General features: G+C 71.3%; 13 protein-coding genes and 1 pseudogene. 6 read left to right on the plus strand and 8 right to left on the minus strand.

Annotated elements, in window-relative coordinates:
- Positions 1-306: pseudogene (locus ABZ749_RS18445) on the plus strand (AAA family ATPase); the annotation flags it as partial.
- Here ABZ749_RS18445 and ABZ749_RS18450 read toward each other — a convergent pair.
- From ABZ749_RS18450 to ABZ749_RS18465, 4 genes are read right to left on the minus strand one after another with little or no spacing between them, the layout of a single operon-like run.
- Positions 295-906 carry a hypothetical protein gene (locus ABZ749_RS18450; protein WP_357229254.1) on the minus strand — a complete coding sequence of 204 codons (612 nt, stop codon included), beginning with the start codon at positions 904-906 and terminating at the stop codon, positions 295-297. The pseudogene ABZ749_RS18445 and the gene ABZ749_RS18450 sit on opposite strands and share 12 nt — an antisense overlap.
- The gene (locus ABZ749_RS18455; RefSeq protein ID WP_357229257.1) at positions 906-1,250 is read right to left on the minus strand and encodes a YbaB/EbfC family nucleoid-associated protein; all 345 of its coding nucleotides are present in this window, start codon (positions 1,248-1,250) and stop codon (positions 906-908) included. The genes ABZ749_RS18450 and ABZ749_RS18455 overlap by 1 nt, the downstream gene beginning before the upstream one ends.
- Positions 1,251-1,259: 9 nt before the next feature.
- Positions 1,260-2,186 carry a WXG100 family type VII secretion target gene (locus tag ABZ749_RS18460; RefSeq protein WP_357196611.1) on the minus strand — a complete coding sequence of 309 codons (927 nt, stop codon included), beginning with the start codon at positions 2,184-2,186 and terminating at the stop codon, positions 1,260-1,262.
- Entirely contained in the window at positions 2,183-2,578 is a 396-nt protein-coding gene (locus tag ABZ749_RS18465; RefSeq protein WP_355004831.1) for a type VII secretion target, read from the minus strand. The genes ABZ749_RS18460 and ABZ749_RS18465 overlap by 4 nt, the downstream gene beginning before the upstream one ends.
- Positions 2,579-2,714: 136 nt before the next feature.
- Between ABZ749_RS18465 and ABZ749_RS18470 the strand changes: the two genes are divergently transcribed.
- From ABZ749_RS18470 to ABZ749_RS18490, 5 genes are all read left to right on the plus strand, one after another.
- Entirely contained in the window at positions 2,715-3,359 is a 645-nt protein-coding gene (locus ABZ749_RS18470; protein ID WP_357229260.1) for a transporter, read from the plus strand.
- The gene (locus tag ABZ749_RS18475; RefSeq protein WP_357229263.1) at positions 3,356-3,667 is read left to right on the plus strand and encodes a transcriptional regulator; all 312 of its coding nucleotides are present in this window, start codon (positions 3,356-3,358) and stop codon (positions 3,665-3,667) included. Before ABZ749_RS18470 ends, ABZ749_RS18475 begins: the two co-directional genes overlap by 4 nt.
- Positions 3,664-4,626 (plus strand): ABC transporter ATP-binding protein, encoded by a 963-nt coding sequence (locus ABZ749_RS18480; RefSeq protein WP_357229266.1) that lies wholly within the window; start codon positions 3,664-3,666, stop codon positions 4,624-4,626. The genes ABZ749_RS18475 and ABZ749_RS18480 overlap by 4 nt, the downstream gene beginning before the upstream one ends.
- 10 nt (positions 4,627-4,636) lie before the next feature.
- Positions 4,637-5,374: an ABC transporter permease gene (locus ABZ749_RS18485; RefSeq protein WP_357229269.1), complete on the plus strand. Its 738-nt coding sequence runs from the start codon at positions 4,637-4,639 to the stop codon at positions 5,372-5,374.
- A gap of 93 nt (positions 5,375-5,467) precedes the next feature.
- The gene (locus tag ABZ749_RS18490; RefSeq protein WP_355004826.1) at positions 5,468-6,232 is read left to right on the plus strand and encodes a VOC family protein; all 765 of its coding nucleotides are present in this window, start codon (positions 5,468-5,470) and stop codon (positions 6,230-6,232) included.
- A 16-nt stretch (positions 6,233-6,248) separates the two neighbouring features.
- On the opposite strand, the gene ABZ749_RS18495 is transcribed toward ABZ749_RS18490, so the two are convergent.
- The 4 genes from ABZ749_RS18495 to ABZ749_RS18510 all read right to left on the minus strand — a co-directional run.
- Positions 6,249-7,052, minus strand: a complete 804-nt coding sequence (locus tag ABZ749_RS18495; RefSeq protein WP_357229271.1) for an ABC transporter ATP-binding protein — start codon at positions 7,050-7,052, stop codon at positions 6,249-6,251.
- Positions 7,049-8,077, minus strand: a complete 1,029-nt coding sequence (locus ABZ749_RS18500; RefSeq protein WP_357229278.1) for an iron ABC transporter permease — start codon at positions 8,075-8,077, stop codon at positions 7,049-7,051. The genes ABZ749_RS18495 and ABZ749_RS18500 overlap by 4 nt, the downstream gene beginning before the upstream one ends.
- A 181-nt stretch (positions 8,078-8,258) precedes the next feature.
- Positions 8,259-9,188: an ABC transporter substrate-binding protein gene (locus ABZ749_RS18505; RefSeq protein WP_357229273.1), complete on the minus strand. Its 930-nt coding sequence runs from the start codon at positions 9,186-9,188 to the stop codon at positions 8,259-8,261.
- 354 nt (positions 9,189-9,542) lie between these two features.
- Positions 9,543-11,064 (minus strand): M14 family metallopeptidase (locus tag ABZ749_RS18510; RefSeq protein WP_357229276.1); only part of this gene is annotated, 1,522 nt, incomplete at its 5' end.

The following is an 11,064-nucleotide window of genomic DNA, read 5'->3' on the forward strand; positions in this document are numbered from 1 at the left end:
TCGGTCGGGGTGATCGCCGCGGACGACGCGGTCGACGGCCTGCGCGCGGCGCTGGCCGAGGCCGGTGTCGAGACCGCGACCGCCGACGACGTGGCGACCGCGGAGCGGGTCACGGTGGTGCCCGCGACGCTGGTCAAGGGCCTGGAGTACGACCATGTGGTGGTGGTCGAGCCGGCCGCGATCGTCGCGGCCGAGCCGCGCGGGCTGCACCGGTTGTACGTGGTGCTCACCCGGGCGGTGTCCCGGCTGGCGGTGCTGCACGTTGCGCCGCTGCCCGCCCCGCTCGACGGTGGCTCAGCCGGCTGACAGGGCTGCCGCGACCTCCCGCAGCGGGCGGCTGGAGTCGGCCAGCGGCACGTGGAACGACAGCCACGACCCGTCGGCGAAGTCGATCCGCAGCCGTTTCCAGTTCAACCGGTACCTGCCGACCCGGGCGGCGACGGTCGTGCGCGGGACGGACCCGAGCAGTTCGATGTCGGCCTGCGCCTGTTCGTCCGCCGTCGAGCTGGAGAGCAGGCCGACGGGTGCTGTCGCGCCGAGCAGCAGCCGCTGGTCGGTGACCCCCAGCACGAGGGTCCGAAGGCCGGGGCCCTTCGCCGCCGCGGTCAGGGCGTGGTGCAGCACGGATGCCTGGGAATCCGGGTCGCCTCGACCTCCGACACCGAAGAAGAGCCAGTCGACGGCGTTGTCCGCCCGGCCGAAGGTGATGTTCGGGGACAGCACGTTGAGCAGGACACCCAGGAAGCCCGGCCCACCGGTGGCGGGTGGGGTCGACGGCTGCGAAGGAGGCGCCGGCGTCAGCCCGCCGCCCGCTCGCACCTGGGCCACCGCGCGCACCTGCTCCCCGGCCGCCAGCAGTCGGGTGATCCCCTCGACGTACCGTGTCTGGCTCCCGTCGGTCGTCATCAACGTCCCTCGTAGTCGGCGGACCGGCGCGGACCGGCGCCTGCGTCGCCGATGACCTCCCCGACCAACTCCCGGACGCGGGCCGCGGCGGCTTCCTGCGCCCGGTTGGCGGCTGCGGTGAACTCCTCGGCCAGGCTGTAGGAGTCCAGTCGCATCGCCCGCGCGTTCAGCTCCGAAGAAAGGATCTTGCCGTCGGCCGCGGCGGTGACCCGCACCAGACCGGAGTCGCTCACACCCTCGGCGCTGGTCTGCTCCAGCTCCGCCATCCGATCGGCGAGTTGCCGCTGCCATCCGTCGAGGTTGCGAGCCAGCGCCTCGATTCGGTCCAGGGCGGGGAAGGTCATGGCTGCCTCTCAGTTCACGATGGAGTCGAAGACATTCTGCACACCCGCGGTATACGGGCCCAGGTCCTCGCTGTACGTGCCGTCCACCAGGTAGTTGCGGTCCTTCTGCCCGTCGGAGATGTCGTGCAGGCCCACGCCGGTGTCCAGCAGGGCGCCGCCGAACCCGGGGATGTTGACCGGCGAGACCTGGTTGATGACGAACTTGCCCGGGAAGAGGGTCTTGAACTTCTCGACCTGGAAGGCCCGCCCCTCGGGCGTCCAGCCGCCCTTGCTGAGCAGCTTGTACTGCTTCTTTCGCTTCTTGATCTCCATGACGGTCTCCGCGTACTTGCGGAGCTGCCCGGCGACCTTGCCCAGCCGGGCGGCGAGGCGGGTGAGCACCTCGGCGAACCGAGCGACGATCTTGACCATCCGACCCACCGTGGTGGCCAGCCGGGCCAGCACCCGGACCACCGTGGCGGCCAACGAGACGCCGGCGCTGAGCGCCGCGGCCACCGCCGCGATGATCACCTCGGTGAGGAACCAGAGCAGGAACTCAAGTATCAGCTCGACCAGCAGATTGAACGCGTCCACCGCCGCGTTCGCCGCCTCGACCAGCACGTCCTTGGTGCCGTCGAGCCCCTGGGCCAGCTCCTCGATCGCCGCCTCGACCGACTCCATGGAGGCGTGGAAGCCCTCGGCCGCGTCGCCCGACCAGGCGCCACGCAGGCGGGCCCGGTCGGCGATCTGGTCACCGGCGATCTCCCGTACGGCCGCGCCGGTGTCCAGGCAGAGCTGCGCGGCCCGCATCAGGTCGTCCGGTTCGCCGGCGACCAGCTCCAACAGCTGCTCGAACGGCCAGAGCACCGCGTTGGAGAGCGGTTTGAAGGGCTCGGGCGTGCCCGAGACGATCTGCTCGAAGTAGGTCTTGTTGCGCTGCAACGCCTCGGTGCTCACGCCGGCACCGAACCGGTCGGAGCGCCGTTGCCACCCGACCAGGGGCCGGGTGCGATGAGGTCGGGAGCGGGCGGGCGGCCGGGCACGAAGAGGTCGGTGTTGGCCACGTCGGTGCCGGTGTAGGCGGCGGCGGTGTCGGTGAGCCCTTCGGCGATGTCAGCCATCATCTCGGCGCCGTCGGCCAGCCCTTGAAGGCACGCCTCGAACTGCTCGGCGTACGACGCCGCGAGGTTGAAGGACGCCGGCATCACCCCGAAGGCGTGCCGTGGCACGTGCCCGTCGCCGAAGGCGCGGTGCAGTTCGCGGAAACGGGCCGCCCGATCCTTGGACCCGGCGGCGAACGCCGTCAGAGCCTCCGGCTGGACCTCCAGCTCATTGCTCGGGCTTGACACGAACCCTCCCCTGTGGCCTGTGCGACGGATCAGTCGTCACGACTGAACCACCATAGGCAATGCTCGCCGGCATCGGGGGGTCCCGTCGGTGATGACGGGGTCACCCCGCTCGACTTTGTGTCGTAAAGTAGTTTGCGTGGACCTCGACGATGATTCACCACCCACTGACGCCGCGGCGGCGCTCCGGCTGATCCAGGACCAGCGGTCAGCGACGGCACGCCAGCTCGATCCCGACGCCCGCCTGCTCTACTGGCCGTGGGGTGTCGCCTGGCTGGTCGGTTTCGGGCTGTTCTTCCTGCGATTCCCCCCGGGTGATCGGGCGCTGGTCGCACTGCCGAGCTGGCTGCCGCTGACCGTCCTCTTCGTACTGCTCGCGGCCGCCGGAGCGACCCAGGCGGTGGTCAGCATGCGGGCCTACGGCCAGGTGACCGGCGACTCCGCCCGGCGCGGCAAGTGGTACGGGTACGCCTGGGCGCTCGGAACGGTGAGCGTCTACGCGGGGCTGGGCCGGATCTCCGAACACCTGCCGCACGACCTGGCGGCGCTGCTCTGGTCGGCGACCGCCGTCGGGCTGACCGGTGCCCTGCACATGGCCGGCGGGGCGGTCTGGCTGGACCAGGACCTGTTCCGGCTGGGCGTCTGGATCAGCCTGATCAACCTGGTCGGGGCGTTCGCCGGGCCGGGTTGGCACCCGCTCGTCGTGGCGTTGGCCGGCGGCGGCGGAATGCTGGTGGCCGGCGCGCTCGCCCGGCGGCGGCAGCGACAGCGACAGCAGCCGTGACCGAGCTGGATCCGGTCATCCACGCGCAGGCCCGGCTGCGGGTCGTCGCCAGCCTCTCCACTCTCAACGTCGGCGACAAGATCGCGTTCCCCCGCCTGCAGGAGCTGCTCGCGATGACCGCCGGCAACCTCTCGGTGCACCTGCGCAAACTCGAGGACGCCGGCTACGTGGAGATCAGCAAGACCCATCGTGGACGCACTCCGACGACCCTGGTCGGGCTCAGCCGGCGAGGTCGGCTGGCGTTCGAGGAGTACACCGAAGCAATCCGCGCCCTGCTCGACCCCACCCCGTCGAAGGAGCAGCCATGACCCTCGCCCGCGCCGACCAGGCCAGCCGCCGGTACGGCGACGTCCTCGCGCTCGACCGTGTCGACCTGGAAGTCCAAGCCGGTGAGCTGGTCGGCCTGCTCGGGCCGAACGGCGCCGGCAAGAGCACCCTGATGAAACTGCTGACGGGCCTGCGCCGCCCCAGCTCAGGGCGGGTGGAGCTGTTCGGGGGCGACCCCCGCGACCCGGCGAGCCGGCGACAGATCGGGGTCACGATGCAGGAAACCGGCCCGCCCAGCACACTGCGCGTCGGTGAGGTCGTCGACTTCGTCTCCGCGCACTACCCCGACCCGGTGCCCCGGGCGGAGTTGCTCGACCGCTTCGGCCTCGCCGACCTGACCCGACGGCAGACCGGTGGGCTCTCCGGCGGGCAACGCCGCAGGTTGGCGGTGGCGTTGGCGTTCGTCGGCCGGCCCCGGTTGGTGCTGCTCGACGAACCGACCACGGGCCTGGACGTTGCCGCCCGGCGCACCCTCTGGGACGCGATCCGGGCATTCCACGACGACGGCGGCACCGTGCTGCTCAGCAGCCACTACCTGGAGGAGGTGGAGGCACTCGCCCACCGGGTGGTGGTCATCGGGCAGGGCCGGGTGCTCGCCGACGACACGGTGGACGCGGTGCGCGGCATCGTGGGCGTACGCCGGGTCAGCCTGGTCGCCGATGACCTGCCCGACCTGCCGGGGGTGGTTCGCACCGAACGGGTCGACGGTCGGCTGCACCTGCTCACCACCGACGCCGACGAACTGGTCCGAGCGCTTGTCACGGCCCGGACCCCGTTCACCGACCTGGAGGTACGGCCGACCTCGCTGGAGGAGGCATTCCTCGCCATCACCAGCGAAGACGCGTCCAGCGAAGACACGCTCGCCGGCACCGGCCGTTCCGCCGCTGCCGACGACCGTCCCGCCACCGCCGCTGCCGGCGGCCGACCCACCACCGTCTGAGGAGGCGACCGTGCAGCTCGCCCTGGTCCACGCCCGCTACCAACTCCTGGAGATCATCCGGATTCCGGTGGCCGTCTTCGGCAGCGCCTTCTTCCCGGCCGCCTCCATGATCTTCTTCGTGGTGCCGTTCGCCGGTGACGATCCGGTCGGTGCCACCTACGCCACCGCGTCGATGGTCACCTTCTCGGTGATGAGCGCCAACATCTTCCAGTACGGCGTCGGTGTCGCCGAGGACCGCGACCAGCCCTGGAACCCGTACACCCGGACCCTGCCGACCGGGCCGGGCCCGCGGTTCGCCGGCCGGGTGCTGGCCGGCCTGGCGCTGACCTACCTGTCGCTGATCCCGGTCGTGGTGATCGGCGCGACGCTGACCGCGGCCCAGGTCACGCCGGCGGCGTTCCTACTGGCTCTCGGGACGGTGGCCGTCATCTCGGTGCCGTTCACGCTGATGGGGCTCGCCATCGGCTACCTGCTGCCGAGCAAGGCGGCGATCGTGGTGGCACAGCTGATCTTCCTGCCGCTGGCGTTCGGCGGCGGGCTGCTCTCCGCGCCGGGCGACGCGCCCGGGTTCATCGAGACGATCGCGCCGTACCTGCCGACCCGGGGCGCTGCGGAACTGATGTGGGCGTCGGTGGCCGACTACGACGTGCAACCGCTGGCACTGATCATGCTCGGTGTCTGGGTGGTGCTGCTCGCCGCGCTCGCCGGTTGGGCGTACCGACGGGACGAGGGTCGCCGGTTCAGCTGACGATTCGTCCGTTTCCGCCCCGGGCTGCGGCGGGACGGTGCCAGGATTCCGGCAGGGGGCCGCCGTGGCCGCCGGGCCGAGAGGGGTCTTGACGTGAGCACCGTCCCGCCGGGTACGCCCTGCTGGGCCGACCTGGCCACCCCGGACCTGACCGACGCGCGGCGTTTCTACCCGGAGCTGTTCGGTTGGACCGGCCGGGTCACCCCGGAACCCGAGGCGGGCGGCTACACGGTCTTCCTGCTCGACGGCAAGCCGGTGGCCGGCGCCGGCCCGCCCGCGATCCCGGACCAGATCCCGATCTGGTCGACCTACCTCGCCACCGACGACGCCGAGCTGGTCGCCGGCCGGGTCGAACGGGCCGGCGGGCAGGTCGTGGTACCACCGTTCGAGGTCTTCGACAGGGGCTGGATGGCGGTCTTCGCCGACCCGGCCGGTGCCACGTTCAGCGTCTGGCAGCCGCTGGCCATGGCCGGTGCCGAGGTGTTCAACGTGCCCGGCGCGATGAGCTGGAACGAGCTGGTCACCCCCGACCCCGAGGGCGCGAAGGTCTTCTACGAGCTGGTGTTCGGCTGGCAGCCCGACGACCAGGCGGTGGGCGCGATGACGTACACCGGGTGGCGGCTCGGGACACAGATCGTCGCCGGGATGATGCCGCCGCTGGCCGACGACTTCCCGGCCGACCTGCCCGCGTACTGGACTGTGTACTTCGCGGTTGCCGACGCGGACGCCGCCGCGGCCCGCGCCGCCGAGCTGGGCGGAACGATCCTGGTCCCGCCCCGCGACATCCCCGCGGGCCGCTTCGCCGCCCTCCGCGACCCCCAGGGCGCCCTCTTCTCCGTCATCGACCTGGGCCCCTGACCCAGCGCCCGCGTGCTCAGGGGCGGGTGGGACGGACGGGGACCACCAGGGGGCCGTGGGAGCCGGGGACCACCCGGACGCTGGCCCGGTAGTGGGTGGCGAGCAGTTCCTCGGTCAGCACCTCGGTCGGAGTTCCGGCGGCCACCACCTGACCGGCGGCGAGCATCACCATCCGGTCGGCGTACTCCCCGGCCAGGGAGAGGTCGTGCATCGTGGCCAGGACGGTCAGGCCGTGCTCCCGGCGCAGCTGGTCGACGACTTCGAGCACGTCCTGCTGGTGGCCGATGTCGAGCGCGCTGGTCGGCTCGTCGAGCAGCAGCAGCGTCGCGCCCTGGGCGAGCGCGCGGGCGAGGAACACCCGCTGCCGTTCGCCGCCGGAGAGGGTGGCCAGTTCGCGACGGTGGAAGCCGGCGAGGTCCAACTGCCCCAGCACCTCGTGCACGGCGTCGACGTCGGCTGTCGACTCCCGGCCCAGGGTCGGAATGTACGGGGTGCGGCCGAGCAGCACGTAGTCCAGCACCGACATGCCGGGCGGCACCACCGGGGACTGCGCCACCGTGGCCACTATCCGGGCGCGGTCCCGGCGGCGCAGCGCGGCACTCGGCGCACCGAAGAGAGTGATCGCCTTCGGCGCGGGCAGCAGGCCGCCGACGGCGCGTAACAGGGTGGATTTGCCGGCGCCGTTCGGGCCGATCACGGTGACCCACTCGCCGACGGCGACGGTGAGGTCGACGCCGGTCAGGATCGGCGTGCCACCGAGGTCGACGTACAGCCCGCGCACCTCGACGGCCGGCGTGCCGGCGGCGGGTTCGCGGCTCACGTGAGCGCTCGCCGGGCGGTCCGCAGCACGAGGACGAAGAACGGGCCGCCCAGCAGGGCGGTCACCACTCCGATGGGCAGCTCGGACGGAGCGGCGGCGGTGCGGGCCACCACATCGGTCAGCGCCAGGAACGCGCCGCCGAACAGCAGTGACATCGGCAGGATCACCCGGTAGCTGGACCCGGCGAGCAGCCGGACGGTGTGCGGCACGATGATGCCGACGAAGCCGATCAGGCCGGTCGCGGAGACCGCCGCGGCGGTGCCCAGCGAGGCGGCGGCGATCAACAGGTACCGGGTGCGCTGCGGGTGCAGGCCCAGACTCCTCGCCTCGTCGTCGCCGACCGCGAGGACGTCCAGCTCGCGGCGGTGCAGCAGCACCACCACTGTGGTCAGCGCGGCGTACGGCAGCACCAGCAGCACGTCGTGCCAACCGGCGGTGGCCAGCCGGCCGAGCAACCAGGAGTACACCGGCTGGATGGTGTCGGCGTTGCGTTGCAGGAGGTACGTCTGCCCGGCGGAGAGGAACGCGGAGACCGCCACCCCGGCCAGGATCAGCATGGCCGGTGACCCGCGTCGGCCACCGGCCGCGCCGAGCACGTAGGTCATCGTGACGGCGAGCAGCGAACCGGCGAACGCGGCCAGCGGAATGGTCATCGGCAACCCGGAGAGCGTGCCCTGCCGGCCGGCGCCGCCGAGGGCGATCGCCGCGGTGACCGCGAGGCCGGCGCCGGCAGCCACACCGAGCAGGTACGGGTCGGCCAGCGGGTTGCGGAACACGCCCTGGTAGCAACCACCGGCGAGGGCGAGCAGACCGCCGACGAGCAGGCCCAGCACCACCCGGGGCAGGCGCAGCTCGGTGACGATCGCGATCTCACGTTCGGTCAGCCCGCTGTCGAGGTGCACCCCGGGAAAAAGGTTGAGCAGCTCGGCGGCGACGCTGCCCGGGGGCAGGCTCACCGGGCCGAGCGACACCCCGACGACGAGCGCGACGAGCACCGCCACCAGGCCCGCGACCAGCCACCGCATGCGCAGCCCGGCGGGCCGCGCCCCGGACGGCAGCCCGGCGGGCCGGGCCGTGGACCGCAGCCCGGCGGGCCGGGCCGGGGAATGTGGCTCGGCCCGCAGGGATGACGGTGGCGGCTCGGTCGGCTGACCGGTTGGTGCCGGATCGGACACCTGTCGCGGCCCGGTCACTGACGGACGACGGTCACGCCGGCACCTTGGCGACCGCGTCGACGATGACCCGGAGCAGGTCCACGACCCGTGGGCCCCAGCGGGAGGCGATGTCGTCGTCGAGGGCGACGACCTGGTTGTTCTTCACCGCGGTGAGGCCCGCCCAGCCACTGCGCGCTTTGACCGTGTCGGCGCTCTGCTGGCAGCACTTGGCATCGGCCAGGAAGACGAAGTCCGGATCGGCCTTGACGATGATCTCCTGGGACAGCTGCGGGTAGCCGAAGTTCTTGCCGTCCGCGTCGGCCGGGTCGGCGATGTTGGTCAGGCCGGCCAGGCTGTAGAGCGAGCCGATGAAGGTCTTGCTGGTGGCGCTGTACAGCTCCGGGCCCAGCTCGTGGAAGTAGGTGAGCTTCTCGGCGCGCTGCGGCAGGTCCTTGACCAGCTTGGCGATGTCGTCCTTCATCCGGGTGGCGACGTCGGTGGCCTGGTCGGCGTGACCGGTCAGCGTGCCCAGCTCGGTGATCTGCCGGTACGAGTCGTCGAGCGTGACCGCCGCCGGGGTCTGGTACACCGGAATCTTCAGCTTGCCGAGCTGCTCAACGATCTTGTTGCGGTCATCGGAGAGCACCACCAGGTCCGGGTTCTTGCCGGCGATCGCCTCGGCGTTCGGCTGGAAGGCGGAGAGGTCGGTCTTGGGCACGTCGGCCGGGTAGTTCGACTGGTCGTCGACGGCGGTCACCTGCGGGCCGGCACCGATCGCGAAGAGCATCTCGGTGGCGGTGGGCGACAGCACGACGATCTTCTCGGGGCGCTTGTCGAGGGTGAGCGCGCCGACGGTGACCGGGTACGCGGCGGCAGCGGTGCCGGCGCTCGGCTTGTCGTCGGCCTTCTCGGCGCAGGCGCCGAGGGCGAGCGCGGCGACCGCGAGGGTCGCCGCGAAGATTCGAGGGGTACGTCTGTTCATAGGGGCCTCCTGTCGGTCGAGGAGTGTGGTGCTTCGCCGACAGGGACTTTCGTACGCCCGCCCACGAGGCGCCCTTCCTCGAGAGCGCGTTTCGCGACCGATCCGTAGGCGACCTGGCTCGTCCCCACCGACCGGTGGGGCATCACAGTTGCGGGACAGCGCCGGGATGAGCACCGGCTTCGCTGCGGACTGGTCGCTAAGACGGTAGCGCACCGCCGGGACGTGCCGGATCGATCAAGGGCCGATCAGCGTGGGTCGATCGCAGAGCCCTTGTGCACGAGGGGTTTGTCCCGGATCTGGAGGCTCAGGAGCGGGTGGTGGGGCCCCGCCGGGGCGGGACGGGGCCCCACCCGATCAGGAGGAAGTGATGGTGACGTTGTCCACAGCCGCCTCCACCAGGCTGGCTCCGGACGCGTCCGCCGCCTCGACGAGCACGCGGACCGACTGGCCGGCGTACGGGGTGAGGTTGAGGTTGGCCACCGCCCAGGTTCCGTTACGGTTGCTGGCCGCGCCGGCCTGGGTGAGCAGCGCTGTGGTGCCGCCGTTGTGCACCACGCTCACCCGCAGGTAGTCCGCCGACGAGGCGTTCGAGCCGTGCGCCAGGTACCAGGCGAGCGAGAGCGTCAGCGTGCCGGACGACGGCAGTGTCACCGCCGGTGACCGGGCGCTGGTCACTCCGCCGTCCACGTCGTAGTCACCGGCCGCCGAGCCGGCGAGCCGGCCGGTGACCAGGTCGTTGGATCCGGCGTACGGGGTGAGCTGCTTGGCTCCGGAGGACGTGGTCGCCTGGGCGGCGCCCCGCTCGAACGCGCCGAGGGTGGCGGTGTCGGTGCCGGACGGGTTGATGGTCCAGCCGGTGGCGGTCTCGAAGGTGTCCGACCAGACAGTGGTTCCGCCACCGCCGCCGCAGTACTGCGCCTGCTTGCCGATGGCCCGGTACGGGCAGTCGGCGTACTCGCTGAGGAGCAGCACCGCCTCCCGGTTGCGCGACGTCTGCGCCGGGATCACCTCGTCGGGCGGGTAGAAGCCGCCGCCGCCGGACGAGCCCGGGTACATCTCGAAGGTGTACGCCCAGATGTTGTGGGTCGCCCACATCCAGTCGAGGCTGTCTCCGTCGGTGATGTAGAGATCGCTCGACTGTTCCGGGGTGTAGCCGTTGGTGGCCGCCATCTGCTGACCGATGGTGGCGAAGGTGTTGTACTGGTCCGCGTTCATCCCGGTCGCGGTGTTCGCCGTGGTGTAGCCGTACGGCCAGAGCACCAGCTGCGAGTACGTGTGGAAGTCGATGTTGGCCTTGATCTGCTGCACACCGCCGACGACCCGGCCGTTGACGAAGTTGCGCAGCGCCTGCGTCTCAGGCGCGGAGAACGCCGACGGCCCCCGGTAGGTCTCCGACGAGGTGGTGCCGGACGAGCCGCCGCAGCATCCCCAGTTGTAGGACCAGTTGCGGTTCAGGTCGGTGCCGACGTTGGACGAGCCGCTGTTGGGTTGCCGGTTCTTGCGCCAGGACCGGTACGACCCGGTGGCGATGTCGTACTCGCTGCCGTCCGGGTTGACCGTCGGCACGATCCAGAGCTCCCGGCCGTTGACGATGTTGGTGATCCGGGAGTCGCTGCCGTAGCTGTCGGTGAAGAGGTTGAGCAGGTAGATCGCCATCTCGACGGTCAGGTGCTCACGAGCGTGCTGCTGGGAGTTGAACAGGATTTCCGGCTCGTTCTCGTCGGTGCCGACGTTGTCGGAGATCTTTACGGCCATCAGGTCGCGGCCCTCGTACGACGAACCGATGCTGATCTTGCGGGCGATCGCCGGATGGTCGGCGACGACGTCCTCGGTGCCGGTGAAGCGCAGCGTCACCGTCTGCCCGGCGAACCCGGCC

This window comes from Micromonospora sp. NPDC047753 (genome assembly GCF_040642735.1).
Lineage (GTDB): Bacteria > Actinomycetota > Actinomycetes > Mycobacteriales > Micromonosporaceae > Micromonospora.

What these genes read in the sequence shown, in the direction of transcription:
- ABZ749_RS18480 (WP_357229266.1), top strand. Translation starts at nt 3,664, where the DNA reads ATGACCCTCGCCCGCGCCGACCAGGCCAGCCGCCGGTACGGCGACGTC.
- ABZ749_RS18505 (WP_357229273.1), bottom strand. Translation starts at nt 9,188, where the DNA reads ATGAACAGACGTACCCCTCGAATCTTCGCGGCGACCCTCGCGGTCGCC.
- ABZ749_RS18500 (WP_357229278.1), bottom strand. Translation starts at nt 8,077, where the DNA reads ATGCGGTGGCTGGTCGCGGGCCTGGTGGCGGTGCTCGTCGCGCTCGTC.
- ABZ749_RS18455 (WP_357229257.1), bottom strand. Translation starts at nt 1,250, where the DNA reads ATGACCTTCCCCGCCCTGGACCGAATCGAGGCGCTGGCTCGCAACCTC.
- ABZ749_RS18450 (WP_357229254.1), bottom strand. Translation starts at nt 906, where the DNA reads ATGACGACCGACGGGAGCCAGACACGGTACGTCGAGGGGATCACCCGA.